The sequence below is a fragment of the Streptomyces sp. NPDC041796 genome (genome assembly GCF_055590785.1).
Window position 1 is genome coordinate 121,833 of the sequence record NZ_JBVJAH010000016.1, and the last position, 20,405, is coordinate 142,237.

18 protein-coding genes and 1 pseudogene are annotated in these 20,405 nt (G+C 73.1%); 13 read left to right on the forward strand and 6 right to left on the reverse strand.

Annotated features, from left to right (window positions below; genetic code table 11):
- The 3 genes and pseudogenes from lnt to ACZ6C1_RS28575 all read right to left on the reverse strand — a co-directional run bounded on the left by lnt (position 1) and on the right by ACZ6C1_RS28575 (position 3,361).
- The gene (gene lnt, locus ACZ6C1_RS28565) at positions 1–1,611 is read right to left on the reverse strand and encodes an apolipoprotein N-acyltransferase (RefSeq protein ID WP_469244596.1); all 1,611 of its coding nucleotides are present in this window, start codon (positions 1,609–1,611) and stop codon (positions 1–3) included.
- A gap of 355 nt (positions 1,612–1,966) precedes the next feature.
- Positions 1,967–2,494 (reverse strand): annotated as a pseudogene (locus ACZ6C1_RS28570) (hypothetical protein); the annotation flags it as partial.
- Between the two features lie 72 nt (positions 2,495–2,566).
- Positions 2,567–3,361, reverse strand: coding sequence for a glutamate racemase (locus tag ACZ6C1_RS28575; protein ID WP_469244598.1), 795 nt, complete (start codon positions 3,359–3,361; stop codon positions 2,567–2,569).
- Between the two features lie 58 nt (positions 3,362–3,419).
- Here ACZ6C1_RS28575 and ACZ6C1_RS28580 point away from each other — a divergent pair, with 58 nt between their 5' ends.
- From ACZ6C1_RS28580 to ACZ6C1_RS28600, 5 genes are all read left to right on the forward strand, one after another.
- Positions 3,420–4,622 (forward strand): glycosyltransferase, encoded by a 1,203-nt coding sequence (locus tag ACZ6C1_RS28580; protein WP_469244600.1) that lies wholly within the window; start codon positions 3,420–3,422, stop codon positions 4,620–4,622.
- A 426-nt stretch (positions 4,623–5,048) separates the two neighbouring features.
- Positions 5,049–5,519, forward strand: coding sequence for a DUF6643 family protein (locus tag ACZ6C1_RS28585; RefSeq protein WP_469244602.1), 471 nt, complete (start codon positions 5,049–5,051; stop codon positions 5,517–5,519).
- Between the two features lie 42 nt (positions 5,520–5,561).
- A complete protein-coding gene (locus tag ACZ6C1_RS28590; protein WP_469244603.1) occupies positions 5,562–6,386 on the forward strand; it encodes an MOSC domain-containing protein in 825 nt (274 codons plus the stop codon).
- Positions 6,387–6,477: 91 nt separating this feature from the next.
- A complete protein-coding gene (locus ACZ6C1_RS28595) occupies positions 6,478–7,176 on the forward strand; it encodes an Rv1733c family protein (protein WP_469244606.1) in 699 nt (232 codons plus the stop codon).
- A 114-nt stretch (positions 7,177–7,290) separates the two neighbouring features.
- Complete coding sequence (locus tag ACZ6C1_RS28600) at positions 7,291–9,741, forward strand: right-handed parallel beta-helix repeat-containing protein (RefSeq protein ID WP_469244608.1); 2,451 nt, start codon at positions 7,291–7,293, stop codon at positions 9,739–9,741.
- Here the strand turns inward: ACZ6C1_RS28600 and ACZ6C1_RS28605 are convergent.
- Positions 9,711–12,086: a hypothetical protein gene (locus tag ACZ6C1_RS28605; RefSeq protein WP_469244610.1), complete on the reverse strand. Its 2,376-nt coding sequence runs from the start codon at positions 12,084–12,086 to the stop codon at positions 9,711–9,713. The genes ACZ6C1_RS28600 and ACZ6C1_RS28605 overlap by 31 nt on opposite strands.
- Before the next feature lie 405 nt (positions 12,087–12,491).
- Between ACZ6C1_RS28605 and ACZ6C1_RS28610 the strand changes: the two genes are divergently transcribed.
- The 3 genes from ACZ6C1_RS28610 to ACZ6C1_RS28620 all read left to right on the forward strand — a co-directional run bounded on the left by ACZ6C1_RS28610 (position 12,492) and on the right by ACZ6C1_RS28620 (position 14,494).
- Positions 12,492–13,322: a DeoR/GlpR family DNA-binding transcription regulator gene (locus ACZ6C1_RS28610; RefSeq protein WP_469244611.1), complete on the forward strand. Its 831-nt coding sequence runs from the start codon at positions 12,492–12,494 to the stop codon at positions 13,320–13,322.
- Positions 13,323–13,374: 52 nt separating this feature from the next.
- Positions 13,375–13,833 carry an SRPBCC family protein gene (locus ACZ6C1_RS28615; protein WP_469244613.1) on the forward strand — a complete coding sequence of 153 codons (459 nt, stop codon included), beginning with the start codon at positions 13,375–13,377 and terminating at the stop codon, positions 13,831–13,833.
- Positions 13,834–14,005: 172 nt separating this feature from the next.
- On the forward strand, positions 14,006–14,494 hold the full coding sequence (locus ACZ6C1_RS28620) for an SRPBCC family protein (protein WP_469244615.1): 489 nt from the start codon (positions 14,006–14,008) through the stop codon (positions 14,492–14,494).
- A gap of 105 nt (positions 14,495–14,599) precedes the next feature.
- Here the strand turns inward: ACZ6C1_RS28620 and ACZ6C1_RS28625 are convergent, their stop codons facing one another.
- Positions 14,600–15,835 (reverse strand): PLP-dependent cysteine synthase family protein, encoded by a 1,236-nt coding sequence (locus ACZ6C1_RS28625; protein WP_469244666.1) that lies wholly within the window; start codon positions 15,833–15,835, stop codon positions 14,600–14,602.
- A 282-nt stretch (positions 15,836–16,117) separates the two neighbouring features.
- Between ACZ6C1_RS28625 and ACZ6C1_RS28630 the strand changes: the two genes are divergently transcribed.
- From ACZ6C1_RS28630 to ACZ6C1_RS28640, 3 genes are all read left to right on the forward strand, one after another.
- Positions 16,118–16,447, forward strand: a complete 330-nt coding sequence (locus ACZ6C1_RS28630) for a hypothetical protein (protein ID WP_469244617.1) — start codon at positions 16,118–16,120, stop codon at positions 16,445–16,447.
- A 199-nt stretch (positions 16,448–16,646) separates the two neighbouring features.
- Positions 16,647–17,189: an ATP-binding protein gene (locus tag ACZ6C1_RS28635; protein ID WP_469244619.1), complete on the forward strand. Its 543-nt coding sequence runs from the start codon at positions 16,647–16,649 to the stop codon at positions 17,187–17,189.
- A gap of 368 nt (positions 17,190–17,557) precedes the next feature.
- Positions 17,558–17,827 carry a mycoredoxin gene (locus ACZ6C1_RS28640; RefSeq protein ID WP_469244621.1) on the forward strand — a complete coding sequence of 90 codons (270 nt, stop codon included), beginning with the start codon at positions 17,558–17,560 and terminating at the stop codon, positions 17,825–17,827.
- A 99-nt stretch (positions 17,828–17,926) separates the two neighbouring features.
- On the opposite strand, the gene ACZ6C1_RS28645 is transcribed toward ACZ6C1_RS28640, so the two are convergent.
- The gene (locus ACZ6C1_RS28645; RefSeq protein WP_469244623.1) at positions 17,927–19,156 is read right to left on the reverse strand and encodes an ROK family protein; all 1,230 of its coding nucleotides are present in this window, start codon (positions 19,154–19,156) and stop codon (positions 17,927–17,929) included.
- A gap of 166 nt (positions 19,157–19,322) precedes the next feature.
- Between ACZ6C1_RS28645 and ACZ6C1_RS28650 the strand changes: the two genes are divergently transcribed.
- Positions 19,323–20,003 carry an HhH-GDP family DNA glycosylase gene (locus ACZ6C1_RS28650; RefSeq protein ID WP_469244625.1) on the forward strand — a complete coding sequence of 227 codons (681 nt, stop codon included), beginning with the start codon at positions 19,323–19,325 and terminating at the stop codon, positions 20,001–20,003.
- Positions 20,000–20,353, forward strand: a complete 354-nt coding sequence (locus ACZ6C1_RS28655; RefSeq protein WP_469244627.1) for a DUF8129 domain-containing protein — start codon at positions 20,000–20,002, stop codon at positions 20,351–20,353. Before ACZ6C1_RS28650 ends, ACZ6C1_RS28655 begins: the two co-directional genes overlap by 4 nt.
- Positions 20,354–20,405 lie beyond the last annotated feature (52 nt).

Below are 20,405 nucleotides of genomic sequence, written 5' to 3' on the forward strand. Positions count from 1 at the left end.
CTAGGCGGTCGGGGCGGGCGGCGTGGACCGGCGGCGTGCGGCCCCCAGGTACGCGCTCCAGCCGACGCCTGCGGCGGCGAGGGCCACCAGGGCCGCCTCGGGCAGGGTGCCCATACGGGTCGCCGGCGTCAGCGAGGAGCGCAGCGGCACCTCGGCCACCAGGGCGTCCGGGGTGAACATCCGGGACTCCCGCACGATGGTGCCGTCCGGCCGGATGATCGCGCTGACGCCGCTGGTGACCGGGACGACGACGGAACGACTGTGCTCGACGGCCCGCACGCGGGACATGGCGAGCTGCTGGTAGGTCATCTCGCTGCGCCCGAAGGTGGCGTTGTTGCTCGGTACGGAGATGAGCCGGGCACCGTGGGTGACGGTGTCCCGCACCGCCCAGTCGAAGGCTGCCTCGTAGCAGGTGGCGAGTCCCACCCGGGTACCGGCGAGGTCGAACACGCCCACCTTGGTACCGGGTCCGAAGTCGCGGCTCACGCGGTCGACGTCCTTGTTGAAGATCCGCACGAAGGACCGCATCGGGATGTACTCGCCGAACGGCTGGACGTGCCGCTTGTCGTACGTCGCGACCGGACCGGCCTGCGGGTCCCATTGGATCAGGGTGTTGCGCAGGGGGCCGGTCTCGGGGGTGACGACGGCCCCGATGACGGTCGGCACGCCGATGGCCCTGACCGCCTCGTCGATGACGGACCGGGCGTCGTCGTTGCGGTAGGGGTCGAGATCGGAGGAGTTCTCCGGCCACAGGACGAAGTCCGGCCTGGGCGCCTTGCCGGCCGCGACGTCGTCGGCGAGCTGCTCGGTGCGGCGGGCGTGGTTGTCGAGGACGGCACGGCGCTGTTCGTTGAAGTCCAGGCCCAGTCGCGGCACGTTCCCCTGGATCGCCGCCACGGTCGCGGTGCCGTCCTCCGGAGCGTCGGAGACGAGGGGCTGGGCGGCGAGGGCGGCGGTGACCGGTACGAAGAGGGAGAGCGCGGCCGCGGCGAGGGGGCCACGGGGGAGGCCGCCGGTCGCCCTGTACGCCAGGAGGAGGCGTACCGCCTCGTACAGCCCGAAGCCGCACAGCGCGACGGCGAAGCCGAGCACGGGCGTGCCGCCCACCGCCGCGAGCGGCAGGAAGAGGCCGTCGGCCTGGCCGAAGGCGATCTTGCCCCACGGGAACCCGCCGAAGGGCACGCGCGCGCGTGCCGCCTCTCCCACGATCCACGCGGCCGCGGCGAACACCGGCCAGGCGGGAAGCCGCGACACGGCGGCGACGAGGAGACACGCGGCCGCGACGAAGAGGGACTCGGCGGCGACCAGCGCCAGCCACGGCACCGCCCCGACCTCCTCGCCGGTCCACACCAGGAGGGGCAGGAGGAAACCGAGCCCGGCGAGGTAGCCGAGGCCGAAACCCGCCCTGAGCCGGCGGCCGCGCAGCGTCCACCCGAGCAGGGCGAAGCCCGGCACGGCGAGCCACCACAGCGGGCGGGGCGGGAAGCTCAGGAACAGCAGGGCGCCGGACAGCAGCGCGCCCGTCGGCCGCGCCAGCCACCGAGGCAACCGGGCCCCCTGCTCCTCGGGGGCGGGGGGAGGGACATCGACGGTGGTCATGGTGGCGCTCACGTGCGGAGTCTACGGCGACCATGTGTGCGAACCCCAGCCCGGACGGCCGCGCCCCGGTCCTCCCCCCGGACGCGCCGGGTCAGGGCGGGCCCGTGGTGCCGGGGGGGCCGGGTAGTGGGGCGCCGTCCGGCCCGGGATCCTCGGGGCGCACCGCCTCGGGACGCACGTCCCGTGGACGCCCGTCCCGTGAACGCACCGCCTCGGGACGCACCGCCTCGGATCGCGGGCCCTCCGCCCGCGGGTCCACGGGACGCACCGCCTCGGGACGCACCGCCTCCGCGCGCAGGTCCTCGGGGGTCGTCCCGTCCAGGCCCCGCCACTCCGGCACGGCCGCCGCGCGCTGCTGGCCCCGGTGGCGCAGGCGGTGGCGGATGACGCGGACGGCGGCTTCCGCGTCGTCCACGGTGACCGTGAAGCTCCGCCCGTCGCCCAGGGTGAGGACGAGGCCCTCGCCCCGGCGGACGACGACCGCCGTGCCCTTCTCCGGGAGCCAGCGGTAGCCCCAGCCGCCCCATTGCCGTGGGGTGACCGAGGGGGCGAATTCGGCGCCCACCACGGTGTCGAGCGGGATGCTGCGGCGCGGCACGCCCATGTGGCCGCACCGCACTTCGAGGGAGTGCCGGTCCACCGTGAGTTCGACGTACACGAAGGCGAGCGTCCCGAAGAGCACGAGCAGCCCCGCCGCGACGCAGCCGACCACCGCCATCAACAGGGCGGCCGTACCGGAGGTCCACGACAGGTCCACGGCCAGTTCGATACCGAGGGCCACACAGGCCGCTCCGGCGGCGGCGAGCGCCCATTGGACGCGGTTGGTGGCTCGTCCGGTCCATACGTCGGGCACCGGGTCCGTGGGGGGGCGCTCGTTGTGGGAGTGGTCCCTCATGAGTAGCAGCGTACTCACGTACCGCAATCACGGCCCCTTGCGCGGGGCCGGTCCGACGAGCGGCCGGACGCTTCAGCGTGTCGGCGCGGCGGCTTTGAGGAGGCGGCCTTCGGCGTAGGTCACGGCGGTGTGCGGGAGCTCCGCCTCCCGGCCGCTGAGCAGCACCGTGAGGTCAGCGGGGTCCGCGGCGGGTGTCGCGCCGGGGTCGGGAAGGACGCCGATGCGGCGCAGTGCCTGGGCGGCGACCGCGTCGGCCGAGCCGTACAGCACCACGGGAGGGCGGCCGACGGGCCGTACGGCCGTCCGGATGCGTTCGGCGACCAGTTCGTAATGGGTGCAGCCCAGGACGACGGCCCTCACATCGGTGGGGGTGAGCGCGGCGGCCGCGGCGATGGCCCGGTCGATCGCCTCCTCGTCGGCGTGCTGGACCGCGTCGGCGAGGCCGGGGCAGGGCACCTCGGTGACGTCGACGGAGCCGGCGAAGTCACGGATGAGCCCGCGCTGGTAGGGGCTGCCCGTGGTGGCGGGGGTGGCCCAGATGGCGACCGGCCCACCGTCCGCCGCGGCGGGCTTGATCGCCGGGACGGTCCCGATGACCGGGATGGCGGGCTCCAGCTCGGCGCGGAGGGCCGGCAGGGTGTGGACGGAGGCGGTGTTGCAGGCGACGATCAGCGCGTCGGGCCGGTGCGCGGCGGCCGCGCGGGCCACGGCGAGGGCGCGCGTGGTGAGGTCGTCGGGCGTACGGGGGCCCCAGGGCATGCCGTCGGGGTCCGAGGAGAGCACGAGAGCCGCGTCCGGCCGCAGCCGACGCACCGCGGCGGCCGCCGCCAGGAGGCCGATTCCGGAGTCCATGAGCGCGATCTTCACCCGGTCACCCTAGCCGACACCCCTTGCGGCCCCGTCATTGTGGGGCAGACTGCGACGAATGAGCACCATTGCGTGGATCGCCCTGGGGTCGGTGGCCGCCTGGGTGTGGCTGCTGTTGGGGCAGGGCTTCTTCTGGCGTACGGATCAGCGCCTGCCGGGCCGTACGGCTCCGGCGCGATGGCCGTCGGTCGCCGTGGTGGTGCCCGCCAGGGACGAGGCGGAGGTGCTGCCGCTGAGCCTGCCGTCCCTCCTTGCGCAGGACTATCCGGGGCCGCTGGAGATCTTCCTCGTGGACGACGGGAGCGAGGACGGTACGGGGGACGTGGCACGAGCCCTGGCCGTCCGGTACGGAGGGCCGCCGCTGACAGTGACGTCGCCCGGGGCGCCGGCGCCGGGCTGGACGGGGAAGCTGTGGGCGCTGCGGCACGGAATCGGGCTGGCACGCGCGCGTGGGGCGGAGGCGGACGCGGAAGGGGCGGGCGGTCCGGAGTACCTGCTGCTGACGGACGCCGACATCGCGCACGAGCCGGACAGCCTGCGGGAGCTGGTCGCCGCGGCCACCACGAACGACCTGGACCTGGTGTCGCAGATGGCGCGCCTGCGGGCGGTGACCGGGTGGGAGCGACTGGTGGTGCCCGCGTTCGTCTATTTCTTCGCGAAGCTGTATCCGTTCCGCCGGGTCAACCGGCCGGGGGCCCGGACGGCGGCCGCCGCGGGCGGGTGTGTGCTGCTGCGTACGGAGGCGGCCGAGCGGGCGCGCGTACCGGAGTCGATCCGTCAGGCCGTGATCGACGACGTGGCGCTGGCCCGGGCGGTGCGGCGGGCCGGTGGCCGGATCTGGCTGGGGCTGGCCGACCGGGTGGACAGCATCCGCCCGTATCCGCGGCTGGTGGAGCTGTGGCGGATGGTGGCACGCAGCGCGTACGCCCAGCTGTGGCACAACCCGGTACTGCTGGTCGGCACGGTGGCGGGGCTGGGGGTGGTGTACGTGGCACCGCCCGCTGCGGTGTGCGCGGGTCTGTTCGCGGGCGACGCGGAGGCCGGGGTGCTGGGGGCGGTGGCGTGGGCGGTGATGGCGGGGACGTACGTCCCGATGCTCCGCTACTACCGGCAGTCGCTGTGGCAGGCGCCCCTGCTGCCCTTCACGGCGTCCCTCTATCTGTGTATGACGGTGGATTCGGCGGTTCGCCACTACCGGGGCCACGGAGCCGCCTGGAAGGGCCGCACCTATCCTCGTCCCGAGGTGGCGCCCGAGAGGTGACGGAGCGTCAAGGACTCGATGTCGGACGGAGCTGGAAAGGGGCGCCGATACCGGATGCCGGTGCTGATGTCGCAGCGCACTTTTCCCGGCACGCGGAGTAACGCCGTCTCAATTCGATGTTGATGCGATGTTGATGCGGCGTGAAGACTCCGCACGTCTGGCGGAACATTGATCAATTTAAGCATGGACATGCAGAAGCCCACCGCCGGCCGCCACGCCTGGATTTATGTATGGGGCACCTTGAGGGTGCGTCTCGGCACGCCACGCGGACCTGCCGGTAACCCCCCATCAGCCTGGCCTTTACACGGACGGTGACCGTTTTTCCCAGGTTCGCTCGTATTGGCGATCCGCCGCCACTCACACCGCGTAAAACAACCTGCTTATCGGCCTCCCCAACCAGCACATCGTGGGCTTAACTTATGTGCCATGACCTCCCCCCGTTCCTACGGCGGCGCTTACTACAACGCGCCGTCGTTCCCGGACACCCCGATCTACGACTCTCTCGTCGCGGAACGGGGCACGCCTCAGATCGCGCCGATCCGAGTGCCCGCCGCGTACGACACCGGCAACTCCTACCTGCCGGCGCTCCCCACGGCCCTTCCCGCCCTGCCGGCGGCTCCCTCCCAGCCCATGCCGTCCTACGGCGGCTCGTACGGCTATCCCCAGCAGGCAGCGCCGCAGCCCGCCCCGCTGCAGCACATGTCGGCGCCGTACATCCCGCAGCAGCCGACGGCGCCCCGTGGCGGTTACGGCTACCCGGGGCCCCAGCCGCACCAGCAGGCGCGGCCGGTCCCCGCCGGGTACGAGGCGATGCGCCCGGCGGCTCCGCGGCCCGTTCCGGCGCCCTCCCCGTACGACGACCCGTACAACCGCCCCTACCAGGGCGGGGGGTACTGAACCGTTCCCTAGGGATGTCATGCGTGCTGGCAGGATGAGGTCATGCCGAATCCTTCCCTGCACTCCCTGCACGTCCGTCCGGTCAAGTCCCTCGGCGGGTCCTCACCCGTCGAGGCGGCGGTCGAGCCATGGGGGCTCACCGGGGACCGCCGCTGGATGCTGATCGACGCCGAGGCGAAGGTGGTCACCCAACGTCGGCACGCCCGGCTGGCGTTGGCCTTCGCCGAGCAGTCCGCCGACGGCGGGGTCAGGGTGTCCGCACCGGGCATGGAGCCGTTGCCGGTCCCCGTGCCGGAGCCGTCGGTCACCGTTCCAGCGGAGATCTTCCAGACGAAGGTGGAAGCGGTACCGGCGGGAGCGGCCGCCGACGCGTGGTTCAGCACCTACCTGGGCGAGGACGTACGGCTGGTGCACCTGGACGACCCGGCCCGCCGCCGCCCCATCGACCCGCGCCACGCGCTGCCCGGCGAGACCGTCAACTTCGCCGACGGCTACCCCGTGCTCGTCACGACCGTCTCCTCGCTGGACGCCCTCAACTCCCTCATCGCCCAGGGCGACCACCCCGAGGAGGGCCCGCTGCCCATGGACCGCTTCCGGCCCACCGTGGTCGTCGGGGGCACCGCCCCCTGGGACGAGGACCACTGGACCCGTATCGCGATCGGCGAGGTCACCTTCCGCGTCGCCAAGCCGTGCGCCCGCTGCGTGGTGACCACGACCGACCAGCGGACCGCGGAGCGCGGCAGGGAACCGCTGCGCACCCTGGCCCGGCACCGCCTCAGCGGCAAGAAGATGATCTTCGGCCAGAATCTGGTTCCCGAGCGCACCGGCACCCTGCGCGTGGGCGACCCCGTGGAGATCCTCGCTTAGCAGCCGTGCGGTCCGTCGCATAGGCCGTGCCTTCACGGGAACCCGGGAGCTCGGCAGACGCGTTGACGGACACGAAAGGGGGTGCGGTGCTGTGCGTGCGGTCGTGGGGCTCTGGCGCTGGCGGCACAATCCTCTGCGCCGGGCCACCGATCTCGCCGAGGCCTGGGTGGCCCTGGCCGCCCTGCTGCTGATCTGTGTCGCCGCGCCGCTCACCGGCCTGGTCACCGGCGCAGCGACGAACACCTCGCTCCAGCAGTCGGTTCGGCTGCAGCAGGAGCAGCGTCATCCCACCACGGCCTGGGTCCTCGACCGCGAGGAGCACGACGAGCACGACGGTCGTGACCGGGTCGACGAGAACGAGGGGCGCGACGGGACCGAGGTGGCCGAGGAGCGCGACGGGCGTGGCGCGTACGAGCGTTCGGGGGCGCGCGACGCCGAGGCGACCACCGACCACCGGCTGCGCCGGTCGGTGCCGGCCCAGTGGACCGGGCCCGACGGCACGCGCCGCACCGGCGCGCTGACCACCGCGCGCCACGACCTCGCCCCGGGGGACACCTTCCGCATCTGGACCGACGACCGGGGGCGGCCGGTGAACCCGCCCATGACCGAGCAGACCGCCCGTGACCACGCCGTGCTCGCGGGCATCGGCACCATGCTCCTGTCGGCCGGACTCGTCGAGTGTGTCAGGCGGTTGATCGTATGGCGGCTGGTGCAGCGGCGGTACGCGCGCCTGGACCGGGCGTGGGCGCAGGCAGGTCCCGACTGGGGCAGGACGGGCGCGGGCAGCTGACCGGTCGTCGTCACCACGGTGACCGACCGGTCAACTCGCTCCCGCCGCGCGCGCTACGGTGGAGCGATCGTCCGGAGAGACGCGCGGCGCACGAGGTGGGGGCAGAGCAGCACCATGGCACAGGGCACGGTCCAGGTGACGCACACCGGCACATCGCGGTGGCGGCGCCGCACGGGCGAGTACGCCTCCCTCGCCGCGGCCCTGGAGGCGGCGGGCGACGGCGATGTCCTGACCATCTCCCCCGGTACGTACCGGGAGAATCTGGTCCTCCAGCGCGCCGTCACCCTGCGGGGCACGGAGGGCGCGGTCGGTTCGGTGCGCATCGCCCCGGCCGACGGGGTGCCACTGACCGTGCGGGCCTCGGCCACCGTCCAGGACCTGCACGTGGAGGGCCAGGACACCTCGGCGCCCGCGCTGCTGATCGAAGACGGCACACCGGAGCTGCTGGACCTGCGGATCGTGACCCGCTCGGCGGCCGGGGTGGAGGTACGGGGCGCGGCGCGGCCCACCGTGCGGCGCTGCACGGTCGACAACCCGGCGGGCGTCGGGATCGGCGTGCTGGACGGCGCGGGCGGCGTGTTCGAGGAGTGCGAGGTGGTCTCGGCGGGGCAGTCGGGCGTCTCCGTGCGCGGTGGCGCGCACCCCCGCCTGGAGCGCTGCCGGATCCATCACGCCTCGGGCTCGGGCCTGTCCGTCACGGGCGAGGGCAGTGGCCTGGAGGCGATCGGCTGCGAGGTGTACGAGATCAAGGGCAGCGGCATCCAGGTCGCCTCCCGGGCCGCGGCCCACCTCACCGACTCGTCGGTGCACCGGACGACGGCCGACGGGATCACGCTCGACACGGACGCCGTACTGACGCTCTCCGACTGCGACATCCACGACATCCCGGAGAACGCGGTCGACCTGCGTTCCCGTTCCGTGCTGACGCTGACCCGGTCCACGGTGCGGCGGTTCGGCCGCAACGGTCTGTCGGTGTGGGACCCGGGCACACGGGTGGACGCCAACCAGTGCGAGATCCACGACAGTACGGGCGATTACCCGGCGGTCTGGGTCAGCGACGGCGCGACGGCCGTCCTGGACTCGTGCCGTGTCCACGACGTGCCCGACGCGCTGTTCGTCCTCGACCGCGGCTCGCGTGCCGACGTGGTGGACAGTGACCTCTCCCAGGTACGGAACACGGCGGTGTCGGTCAGCGACGGCGCCACCGCGCAGCTCGACGACTGCCGTATCCGGGAGGCGTCCACCGGAGCCTGGTTCCGTGACCACGGCAGCGGCGGCACCCTCAACGGCTGCACCATCGACTCCGTGCAGACCGGCGTCATCGTCACCAAGGGCGCCGATCCGGTGATCGAGCGGTGCACGGTCACCTCCCCCGCGGAGGCGGGTTTCTACGTGTCGGCGGAGGGCCGCGGCACGTTCCACGCCTGCCGGGTGACAGGCAGCGGCGGGTACGGCTTCCACGTGATGGACGGCTGTCGTACGACGCTGAGACGGTGCCGTACGGAGCGGTGTGCACGCGGTGGATACGAGTTCGGAGAGGACGGGCCCGTCGTCGAGGACTGCACCGGCGACGAGAGCGGGGTCCTGACCGCCCGGGCCGGGACGACGGTCCCGGCCGCGCCGCCTTCGGTGGGCGGACTGCTGGGCACGGTGGCGCCCCGCGTCGAGACCCGCGTACCGCCCCAGACCCTGCCCCGGGAACCGGCGGACAGCCCGGCGACGACCGTGCCCGAGCCGTCCGCCGGGCCTGCCGTACGCACCTCCCAGGACGTCCTGGGCGAACTCGACGCGCTGGTGGGCCTGGAGAGCGTCAAGCGCGAGGTCCGCACCCTCATCAACATGATCGAGGTCGGCAGGAGGCGCCAGGAGGCCGGTCTCAAGGCCGCGTCCGTCCGCCGCCATCTGGTCTTCACCGGCTCCCCCGGCACCGGCAAGACGACCGTCGCCCGGCTGTACGGCGAGATCCTCGCCTCCCTGGGGGTGCTGGAGCGGGGGCATCTCGTCGAGGTGTCGCGGGTGGACCTGGTCGGCGAACACATCGGCTCCACCGCGATCCGCACCCAGGAGGCGTTCGACCGGGCGCGCGGCGGTGTGCTGTTCATCGACGAGGCGTACGCGCTGTCCCCCGAGGACTCGGGGCGGGATTTCGGTCGCGAGGCGATCGACACGCTGGTGAAGCTGATGGAGGACCACCGGGACGCGGTCGTGGTGATCGTGGCCGGGTACACGGCCGAGATGGAGCGGTTCCTGACCGTCAACCCTGGCGTGGCCTCCCGCTTCTCACGGACGATCACCTTCAACGACTACGTACCCGACGAGCTGCTGCGGATCGTCCGGCAGCAGGCGGAGGACCACGAGTACCGGCTCGCCGAGGGGACGGCCGAGGCGTTGCTGAAGTACTTCACGGAGCTGCCGAAGGGCCCCGCGTTCGGCAACGGCCGTACCGCCCGCCAGACCTTCGAGTCGATGGTCGAGCGGCACGCGGGCCGGGTCGCCGGGCTCACCGAGATGAGCACCGACGACCTCACCCTGCTCTACCCGGAGGACCTGCCCGAGCTGCCCTGAGCGTCGTCGGGCGAACCCGCTCCGCCCCGCTGCTCGGGCAGGGGGGCCGGCAGGGGAAGGGCGGGCGGAAGCCGGTCGAGGAGTACGGTGCGTTCCTTGGCGAACACCGGGTCGGCCTGGTAGTCGCCGTGGCCCAGGATCGGTTCGGGCAGCGGGTGCTCGGGGGTGCGGCCGTAGACGACCGGGTCGCGCAGCGCCCTGTGGTCGACCTCCGGCTTCTCCCCTTCCGCGGGGAGGTTCACCGGGCCGCCTATCGGGTCGGTACGGCGCCACAGGTTGCGCCAGCAGTGCAGCTCCCGGTGGAGGGCGCCCAGGGGCCCCGGCCCGAAGTAGGCGGGGAACCACCGCCCGTACAGCCGCTCCAAAGGCGATCCGTAGGTGAGCAGCGCGACCCGGCGACGGGTTCCGGCGGGAAGCTGCCAGACGGCCGCCGCGGCCAGCACGCTGCCCTGGGAGTGACCGGAGATGACCAGGCGTCCGCCCGTGCGGCTGGTCCAGGACGACATCCGCCAGGCCAGGTCCGGTACGGCCCGCTCGGCGTAGCAGGGCGGGGCGAAGGGGTGGGCCGCGCGCGGCCAGAACGTGCCGACGTCCCAGAGGATGCCGATGGTGCGGCGGGCGGAGGCGTCCTTGTAGGCGCGGCGGCCCCAGGTGACGAACAGTATGAATCCGAAGCCGATCAGCCAGGATCCCAGCGCCTGCGCCGTCTCGGCCGCGCTCTCCACGAACGGGTGGCGGCCGGTGAAGGCCTTGCCGGGTACGGTTTCGCTCACCCACGCCCCGACGAGCGCGCCGGCGCCCAGCAGGAGGGTGGCGCCGGAGATGAGGCCGACGGCGGCGGGCGCCAGGTCGGTGAGCGCAGCACGCGCGCGCGTACCCGCGATGCGCCGGGTACGGACGGCGTCCGGCTTCTCGCCCTCGTACTCGGCCTCCACGACGGGCGCCAGGCGGCGGGCGGTGAGTGCCGTGCGGACGGCGAGGACGACGGCCGGGACCAGCAGCAGGATCAGCAGGACGGGAATGACGGAGGCCTGCCAGCTGAGCAGCACGGGCGGCCCGATGGGGTCCTCGCCGCTGCCGGGGGTGGCCGGGCCGTCGAGCCAGTCGGCGACGCGCTGGGCGACACCGCCGCTCATGACGCCGCCGAGCGCGCAGGCCAGCATCGCCACGGCCGGGCCGCCGAGCCCGTACAGGACGGTACGGGTGTGGGGGGCGCGCCGGTGCAGTCGCCGTGCCACCACGGCGAGTGCCAGGACGAGGGCGCCCTGGGCGAGGGTGATCACACTGAACGTGGTGTCGCCGGGGAGCGTGCCGTCGGACCGCCAACCGGGGCGCGACCAGGCGGCGTAGAGCACCGCGCAGACGAGGAGGGCGAGGGAGGCGCCGGGCAGCCAGCTCACGACGGTGCGGTCGAGCGTGCTGTCGAGCCGCTTCTCGCTGCGGCCCCGGCGGCACACCACCCAGACGACGACCACCGCTCCGAGGAACAGGGCGGCCTCCAGGGTCCAGCCGAGCACCTCACGGGCCGGGCCGGCCGCGTTCCGGTCGTACCTTGCCGCGGCCCCGCCTACCGCCGCCGCCACGGTGAGGAACCCGGCGGCGGTGTGCGCGGCGCGCAGCCGGGCGACGAGGCGGCGCCCGTACCAGAAGCCGGCCCGGCCGAGCGCGGGCCGCACCTGCCGGTCGAGCGTGCCGTCGCCGTCCAGTTCGCCCCGGGGCGGACGCTGGGCCTCGTACGCGCTCCAGGTGCGGTTCGACAGGTACCACAGGAGTCCGACCAGGGCCGTGGGGACGACTGCGGCGACCACCAGCCGGCGGCCGGGCTGGGACCACCAGCCGCCCTCGGCCGCCGACATGAACCCGAGCCAGGACCGTTCCTCGGCACAACGGGCGGACCCCGCGCACTGCCAGGCCGTCAGGTCCAGAGCGACCTCGCACGCGGCGGCGGTGAGCAGCACGGTCAGGCTCAGGGCGACCAGCCGCACGAGAACGCCGTAGAGCCGGACGGACGCGGCCTGGCGCTCGGCGGGCGGGCGCATCCAGTGGGCGAGGTTGACCACCATGAACGGCAGGAGCAACAGCCATAAGGCGCGGGAGCCGTTGCCGGACGTGAGATTGCACCAGCAGTACGCCTCGGGGACCGGCCGTCCGTCGGCGAACCGCTCGGGTTCCCTTTCGGCGTGCTGGTCGACGGTGCGCCGGTAGATCGCCGCCGTCCCGTCACCGGTCACCCGAACGGTACGGGGATCGTCGAGCATCAGCTCGGGCGTGGTGCCGCCGACGCCGTGGACCAGCAGTTCCAGCGCGGCGCCGGGGCGGGTGGGCTCCGGGGTGGCAGGGGGCACGGGTGGGCTCCCTCTCAGGGTGGGGTCGGAGTGCTGGACGAGTGCGGGGGACCGGTCGTGACCGGACGTGACAAGAATCGTCGAACGCGGCGGTGGATGTCAGGGTTCTCACGGAATCTCCCCGGTCCGGGGTCCTTGTCCGCGGTCCGGGGCCGTAGTCCGGGTCCATGGTCCGGGTCCGTAGTTCCTGGTCCGGGTCCGGGTCCGCGGCTAGTGGTCCGCAGCCCCGGGGTCCGGCCCGTGGCCCGTGGCCCGCGGCCCGGGGTCCGGGGCGGAGGCCGCACCGCGAACGGTCTGGCGCCGCAGGCCCCCGTGGCAGAAGCCCGGTCCGTCGCCGCAGGGCCCGTGGCAGGATGATGACCCTTGGCCAGCGGTGTTGACGATACGGAAGGACCGGCCACTGCGGTGAGCGACAACCAGAACCTCCTCGCGGAGCAGCGGCGCGCCTTGATCCTCGACGAGGTGAGGCGGCGGGGTGGGGTGCGGGTCAATGAGCTCACCCGCAGGCTCAACGTCTCCGACATGACCGTCCGCCGGGACCTGGACGCGCTGGCGCGGCAGGGCGTCATCGAGAAGGTGCACGGCGGTGCGGTGCCGCTCGTCGAGGCGAGCACCCATGAGCCGGGGTTCGAGGTGAAGTCGTCACTGGAGCAGAGCGCCAAGGAGGACATCGCGCGGGCCGCCGCGGCGATGGCGGCGCCGGGCAGCGCGATCGCCCTGTCGGGCGGGACGACGACGTACGCGCTGGCGCAGCACCTGCTGGACGTGCCGGATCTGACGGTGGTGACCAACTCGGTGCGCGTCGCCGATGTGTTCCACACGGCGCAGCGCACCGGTTCGGGCGGCGCTGCCCGGCCGGGTGCGGCGACCGTGGTGCTGACGGGCGGTGTGCGGACTCCGTCGGACTCGCTGGTCGGTCCGGTGGCCGACCAGGCGATCCGCTCGCTCCACTTCGACGTGCTGTTCCTCGGAGTGCACGGCATCTCGGTGGAGGCGGGGCTGTCCACCCCGAACCTCGCCGAGGCGGAGACCAACCGGCGTTTCATCCGCTCGGCGCGGCGCGTGGTGGTCGTGGCGGACCACACCAAGTGGGGCACGGTGGGCCTGAGTTCTTTCGCGCGGCTGGACGAGATCGACTCCCTGGTGACGGACGGCGGGCTGTCGGGCGAGGTCCGCGCGGAGATGGCGGAGCACCTGCCGGGGCTGGTGGTGGCGGGCGAGGAGGACGCGGTCTGACGGTCGTTCCCGGCGGCGCCGGTGCGAGGTTCGGCGGACATACGATCGGGGCATGGCTCTGTTCCGGATCGTCCGTAATGCCCCGATGTCCACCGCCGAGGCGTGGCAACGGCTCACCGATTGGCCGGCCCACGCGGCCCGGGTCCCGTTGACCCGTGCCACGGCGGTGACTCCGGGACCCGTGCGGCCGGGGAGCCGGTTCACGATGCGCACCGGGATCGGGCCGGTCGGGTTCGACGACCCCATGGAGGTCGTCCGCTGCGAGCCGCCGGGGCCGGGCGGTACGGCCGGGGGTGCGGACGTGGGCGTGTGCCGGCTGGAGAAGCGGGGCCGGGTGATCACCGGGTGGGCCGAGATCGAGGTGCGGGGGGCGGCGCCGGACGGCGTCCGGGTGACATGGACGGAGGAGCTGCGCGTACGCGGCGTTCCCCGGGTGTGCGACGCGGTGGTCGCGCGCACGGGCCGATGGGTCTTCGGCCGGGCGCTGTCCGGTCTTCTGGGGGACAACTGACGGGTCGCCAGCTATGGTGTGGGGCCCAGGTCGTGTCCGTGGAGTCCCCCGCGTACGGCGTCGGCGCCGGATAGAGCCCCGACCTGCGCGTCGCCGCCCTGCGGGCCCGGTCCGCCGCTTCACGGCACTGCCTGACGCCGCCATCCCCCTCACATGCTGGAGGTACGGTCCCATGGCACGCCGACTGCGCCCGGTACGGCTCGACTTCCTCGACTCCGCCCCCCTGCGTCTCGTCTTCGACACGGAGGTGTCCGCGCCTCCCTCGGCGGTGTACCGGGCACTGGCCGACGAGGTCGCCGACAGCCCCTCCTGGTTCACCGCCATCGCCGCCGCCCGGCCGACCGCCGGTGGCGCCGGCCGGGAGATACGGCTGCGCGGCGGCGTGGTGCTCCAGGAGCGGATCATGGTGACGGACGCCGGCGAACGCTACGCCTACCGGGTCGAGGAGACCAATGCCCCCGGTGTACGGGCCCTGATGGAGGAGTGGCTGCTGACCCCGGCACCGCACGGGACGGGCACCCGCGTGCGGTGGACGATGGCGGCCGAGGGCGCCGCGCCGTTCCGGCTGGTGATGAGGCTGGTCCGGTCCGGCGTGGGGCGGTCGTTCCGGGACGCGATGCGCAACCTGGACCGCAGACTCACATCGACCCCGGCACCGTGACGACGCGTCAGGCACGGCCGTCGCGAGGTCGGGGCGCGGTCGCCGGGGTGTCGGCCACCGTGCCGCCGACCGTCGGTCACAGGTCGCCGTGCCGCCGACCGTCGGTCACCGTGCCGTCGGTCGCCCGCCATCGGCAGTGGTGACGGTGGCGGGCCGGTCCGGCCAGACACCGCTGCTGAGGAACTCGTCGATGGCGGCGCTGTACGGAGTGATGTCCAGGCCCTGTTCGGCGAGCCAGGCGTCGGAGTAGTACTTGTCCAGGTAGCGCTCACCCGGGTCGCAGATCAGAGTGACGACGCTGCCGGTGCGGCCCCCCCCGACCATCTCGGCGACGATCTTCAGCGCGCTCCACAGGCCGGTCCCGGTCGAACCGCCCGCCTTGCGCCCGATGGCGTTCTCCAGGGCACGTACGGCGGCCACACTCGCCGCGTCGGGCACCTTCATCATCCGGTCGATGGCGCCGGGTACGAAGCTCGGCTCCATCCGGGGCCGGCCGATGCCCTCGATGCGCGAGCCGCAGTCGCTGGAGGCGTCCGCGTTGCCGGTGGTCCACCCCTCGAAGAAGCAGGAGTTCTCGGGGTCGGGGACGCAGATCCGGGTGTCGTACATCATGTAGTGGACGTAGCGGGCGATGGTCGCCGACGTACCGCCCGTTCCGGCCGTGGCGACGATCCAGGCGGGTTCCGGATAGCGCTCCAGCCGTAGCTGCTGGTAGATCGATTCGGCGATGTTGTTGTTGCCGCGCCAGTCGGTGGCCCGTTCGGCATAGGTGAACTGGTCCATGTAGTGGCCGCCGGTGGCGGTGGCGAGGGCGGCGGACTCCTCGTACATCTTGCGTGAGTCGTCGACGAAGTGGCACTGCCCGCCGTGGAATTCGATGAGCCGGATCTTCTCCGGGCTGGTGGTGCGCGGCATCACGGCGATGAAGGGCACACCGACCAGGCTCGCGAAGTAGGCCTCGGATACGGCGGTCGAGCCGCTGGAGGCCTCGATGACGGGCTTTCCGGGGCGGATCCAGCCGTTGCACAGCCCGTAGAGGAAGAGCGAACGCGCGAGGCGGTGCTTGAGGCTGCCGGTCGGGTGGGTCGACTCGTCCTTGAGGTAGAGGTCGATGCCCCACCGTTCGGGCAGCGGAAAGCGCAGGAGGTGCGTATCGGCGCTCCGGTTGGCGTCCGCCTGGACCTTGCGTACCGCTTCCTTCAGCCACTCCCGGTACGCGGGGTCACTGTGGTCCACGTCGATGGTCGTGGCCGGTCCGTTCGACTGCGCCGGTTGTTCCGGCTGTGCTGGTTGCGTCGCCTGTGACGGCTGGGTCGACTGTGTCTGCCCTGCTTGCCCCATGGTGCTCACACGCCACTCCTCATCCTTCTCTCCCCTGCTGCCCCACCTCGAACATACCTCCCTCACCTGCACAAACGATGACTTTGATGCCCCATAGGGAACGCTTGCAGAGCCGGGCGCCGGGGCACGGGGGCGCATCACCCGGCGGTACGCGCGCAGGGGGCGCATCACCCAGCGCGGCACACGGCGCAGGGGGCGCATCTATCTACGCGCCCTGGCGTAGAGGCGATCCCTTGTGCAGACTGACCGGCATAAACCTGCGCGAAGGGGGCTGGGTACGTCATGGCTGAGGCTGATTTCAGCGCCACAGGCGTACGGATCGAACGGTGGCCGCGTTCACTGACCCGGGCGGGCGAGGTCCTGATCAAGGACGGCAAGCTGGCACTCCTCACCAGCTACGGACGGGTGATCGACACGGCGCCGGTACGGGCGGTCAGGGCCGGCCGGCCCTGGTTCGCGGGGCGCGACGACGCCATGGTGGCCACGCTCAACGGCACGCGGTACCGGCTGACCATGGGGCAGCGCGGCGGACAACGGGGCGGGGCGGCGGCGACGGCACTGGCCGGCCGCCTGCTGGAGGCCGTACGCCGAGCGGGTGGCAGCAGCAACTGAGAGAAGTGCCGCAAGGGACCCACGGGTAACCGGTTGCCGCGAGTTGCGAAGCCGTCACCCCTGGTCCACGCTGGACTGACATCACTACCCAGGGTGCACCGGCGGTGACGCTGCGATCCAGCCCGCCGGACCAACAGCCAGCCAACTACTGGATCCGATCTCCGTCTTCTTCCGGACCTCATTTCGGGGAGTCGCAGCCGTGATCAGCCAGGCAAGCAGGCAGTGCACGGTAGAGCTCCAAGCCCTGCCGTCGCGGATCGGTCAGGTCCGCAGAATCGTTTCAGCGCAATTGCGCTACTGGAATCTCGATTGTCTGATCGAGAAGGCCGCGCTCGGTGTCACCGAGCTCCTGACGAATGTCCATCAGCACGCCCAGCCCGACAAGGTGTGCACCGTCGAGATCGAGCTCCTGCTCGACCGGCTGACGGTCTCGGTCCACGACCACGATCCTCGCCTCCCCACTGTCAACACGTCGGATCCGATGGCCACTTCGGGCCGCGGTCTGGCCCTGATAGAGGCGGTCAGCGAGAGTTGGGGCGCCAGGCCGCAGGGCGATTCCGGGAAGGTCGTGTGGTTCACCCTCCCGGCGCCGTCGTCCACGCCCCTGCCGATACCGCCCCTTCCCGTGTACGGGGCCGCCACCAGCGGTCCTTTCACGGGCACGGTGCCCTTCGGGGACACGGCCGAGGCGGCCGACGCGGTACGCGAACGGGCCGCGGCCCGGCCGGCTGTGGCGGGCTGACCGGGGCGGTGCCGCGAGGGCGGCGCGCTGATGGAGGCGCCGCCCGGTAGTCACCCGCCCGGTACTCACCCCTGCCCGGCACGGAGAACCGTCGCCGGCACTCGACCTCGCGTGCCCACTGCGAGGCAGTACGCCTGCGGTGCGCATCCTCGCGCGGCTACGACGAGGGAGTACGCCCCCGGCACTCCTCCCCACGCGCCCACGACGAGGGCGTACGCCGCCGGGCTCTCATCCCCGCTCGCCTACGACGAGGAAGTACGCCGCCAGGTGCTCGACCTCGCACGCCGACGGCGGAGGAAGCACGCCCCCGGCCCTCCTCACCCGCCCACGGCGAGGGAGTACGCTCGCCGGTGACGGAGGGGGAGGTCATGAGCGAGGACCGCGCGGGTGTGGTCGTCTACTGGCGGCCGGGCTGCCCGTTCTGCATGAAGCTGCGGCTCCAACTGCGTTTCACCGGGCTGCGGTACACCGAGGTGAACATCTGGAAGGACCGTGAGGCGGCGGCTTTCGTCCGCTCGGTCGCCGACGGCAACGAGACCGTGCCGACCGTGAGTGTGGCGGGCAAGGCGTCGCTGGTGAACCCGTCGCTGCGGCAGTTGCTGAACACGGTCAGGACGCACGCCCCGCACCTGATGTGAACCCGGCGGTCGGGGCGGGTTGGGCGTGCCCCATGACCCCCCATGCCCCCTGAGACCCGGCGCTTCGCGCGGCCGGGCAGCGCGGCTGCTCGGGCCGGCTTACGCGGCCGGGCGGCCGAGGGCGGCGAGGGGGTCGTCCAGCACTGGTTGCCAGGCCAGTTCGGCCGCGCCCGCGAGGCTGTTGTGGTCCAGGGTGCAGCCCAGGATCGGCACACCACCGCTGCGGCCCCACAGGCTGCGGTCGGCGACCACGGCGCGGAGCCGCTCGGGGTCGGCGGCGAGGAGCTCGCGGTGCAGGCCGCCGAGGATGATCCGGTCGGGGTTGAGGATGTTGACCAAGCCCGCCAGCCCCAGGCCGAGTCGGTCGATGAGCTCCTCCGTGGCCGCCCGTACGCCGGGGTCGTCGGGGTGGTCGCGGAGCAGGTCGCGGCTCTGCTGGAGCAGGGAGACCTCGGGCCCCGGTGCACGGCCGGCGGCCGTGAGGAAGGCGAGGGGGTCGGCCTCGACGTCCAGGCAGCCTCGGCTGCCGCAGTAGCAGGGGCGCCCTTCGGGGTTGACGGTGAGGTGGCCGACTTCGAGGGCGAGCCCGGAGCTGCCGGTGTGGAGGCGCCCCTCGAGGACGAGGGCACCGCCGACGCCGCGGTGCCCGGTGGCGACGCACAGCAGGTGCTGGGCGCCGCGGCCCGCGCCGTGCCGGTGCTCGGCGAGCGCGGCGAGGTTGACGTCGTTGCCGGTGAAGGCGGGGCCGTCGATGCCGGCCGCCCGGACCAGCTCGGCGAAGAGGGCGCGTACGGGCGCCCCTGCCGGCCAGGCGAGGTGGAGCGGGTTGAGGGCGGTGCCCTCCGGCTCGGCGACCGCGGAGGGCACGGCGAGGCCGGCGCCCACGCAGCGGAGCCCGGTCTCGCGCAGCAGCCCGGCGCCCGCCTCGACGACGGCCGCCAGGACCTGGGCCGGGTCGGCCGAGACGGTGACGCAGCCGGGTGCCGTGGCCACGATGCGGCCGCCGAGGCCGACGAGGGCGGCGCGGAAGCCGTCGGCGTGGATCTGGGCGGCGAGCGCGACCGGTCCGTGTTCGTCGACGGTGAGCCGGTGCGAGGGCCGGCCCTGGGAACCGGCGGCGGCACCGGGGCGGGAGTCGACGCGGATGAGGCCGAGGGCTTCCAGTTCGGCGGCGACGGCACCGGCGGTGGCGCGGGTGACTCCGAGCTCGGCGGTGAGGACCGCGCGGGTGGGGGCGCGTCCGGTGTGCACCAGCTCCAGCGCGGGGCCGAGCGCGCTGCGGCCCCTGTCCAGCCGGGGTGATCGGGTCGTGGTCGCCTTGCCGTTCATGGGGGCGAGTCTCCCATGATCCAGCGGCCCGCCCGGCCCGGTGGTGCTGTTTCGGCCGGTCGTGGACGGGTACTGCGGGCGGCAGGATCGCCGAGGTCCACATCCCGAGGCCCAGGACGGCCCAGGACGCGGCGGACGGTCGCCGCGCGAGGTTCCGGGAGGTTCCATGGCACGCCCCCACAGTGACAGCGGGACGACGGTCCGGGCCCTGCTCGACGAGGAGGGCCGTACGTACGCGGAGGAGGCCGGGATCCGTCTCGGGGACAGCCCCCAGCCGCTGTACCAGCTCCTGGTCCTGGCCCATCTGCTGAGCGCCCGGATCAGGGCCGACACGGCGGTCGCGGCGGCCCGGGCCCTGTTCGACGCGGGGATGCGGGACGCGCGGCGCATGCGCGACGCCACGTGGCAGCAGCGGGTGGACGCGCTCGGCGAGGGCGGTTACCGGCGCTACGACGAGAGGACGTCGACCCAGCTCGGCAAGGCCGCGGAGCTGGTACTGGACGCGTACGGCGGTGATCTGCGCCGGATGCGCGACAAGGCCGGCGGTGACGTGGAGGAGCTGCGCGCGCTGCTGCAGGAGGCGCCGGGCATCGGCCCCGCCGGGGCGGACATCTTCCTGCGCGAGGTCCAGGGGGTGTGGCCGGAGCTGGCGCCGTACCTGGACGACAAGACGCTGGACGGAGCCAGGCGGCTGGGCCTGCCGGCGGACCCGGAGGCGCTGGCCCGCCTGGTCGGGAAGGAGGAAGTGCCCGCGCTGGCCGCCGCGCTGGTGCGCGCCGCGCTGGACAAGCACGTCGTCGACGAAGTCCACGAGACAGCCAACGAAACACAGGGAGGATCCGGATGACCACCGACCACGGCGGACTTCCGCTGCCCGATTACGACGAGCTGCCCGTCGGCACGCTGGAGCACCGCATCCGCTCGCTCAGCGTCCCGGAGCTCGACCAGCTGTTGCACTACGAGCACGAGCACGCCGACCGCGCCATGGTCGTCCAGGTGCTCACCGCCCGGAAGCGGCAGCTGGACGCCGGAGCCCCCCTGTCCGGTGGCAACCCCGCCGCCTTCAAGCCCGAGACGGCCGGTCACGGCCACGGCGGCTCACGGGTCTCGCCCGCCACGTCGCCGGAGCCCATGAGCCCGCCGCCGCACGGCACGCCGGACCAGCAGGGCAAGCCGAAGGGCGACCGCACCGGCTGACGCCCCGCTGGGTGGGAACCGCCGGGCGGACGGCGAGTCGCGTCGGCCCGGC

Excerpts from the sequence above, each read along its gene's own strand:
- ACZ6C1_RS28580 (WP_469244600.1), top strand. The coding sequence starts at position 3,420 with ATGAGCACCATTGCGTGGATCGCCCTGGGGTCGGTGGCCGCCTGGGTG.
- ACZ6C1_RS28585 (WP_469244602.1), top strand. The coding sequence starts at position 5,049 with ATGACCTCCCCCCGTTCCTACGGCGGCGCTTACTACAACGCGCCGTCG.
- ACZ6C1_RS28590 (WP_469244603.1), top strand. The coding sequence starts at position 5,562 with ATGCCGAATCCTTCCCTGCACTCCCTGCACGTCCGTCCGGTCAAGTCC.
- ACZ6C1_RS28600 (WP_469244608.1), top strand. The coding sequence starts at position 7,291 with ATGGCACAGGGCACGGTCCAGGTGACGCACACCGGCACATCGCGGTGG.
- ACZ6C1_RS28615 (WP_469244613.1), top strand. The coding sequence starts at position 13,375 with ATGGCTCTGTTCCGGATCGTCCGTAATGCCCCGATGTCCACCGCCGAG.
- ACZ6C1_RS28620 (WP_469244615.1), top strand. The coding sequence starts at position 14,006 with ATGGCACGCCGACTGCGCCCGGTACGGCTCGACTTCCTCGACTCCGCC.
- ACZ6C1_RS28625 (WP_469244666.1), bottom strand. The coding sequence starts at position 15,835 with ATGGGGCAAGCAGGGCAGACACAGTCGACCCAGCCGTCACAGGCGACG.
- ACZ6C1_RS28630 (WP_469244617.1), top strand. The coding sequence starts at position 16,118 with ATGGCTGAGGCTGATTTCAGCGCCACAGGCGTACGGATCGAACGGTGG.
- ACZ6C1_RS28640 (WP_469244621.1), top strand. The coding sequence starts at position 17,558 with ATGAGCGAGGACCGCGCGGGTGTGGTCGTCTACTGGCGGCCGGGCTGC.
- ACZ6C1_RS28645 (WP_469244623.1), bottom strand. The coding sequence starts at position 19,156 with ATGAACGGCAAGGCGACCACGACCCGATCACCCCGGCTGGACAGGGGC.
- ACZ6C1_RS28650 (WP_469244625.1), top strand. The coding sequence starts at position 19,323 with ATGGCACGCCCCCACAGTGACAGCGGGACGACGGTCCGGGCCCTGCTC.
- ACZ6C1_RS28655 (WP_469244627.1), top strand. The coding sequence starts at position 20,000 with ATGACCACCGACCACGGCGGACTTCCGCTGCCCGATTACGACGAGCTG.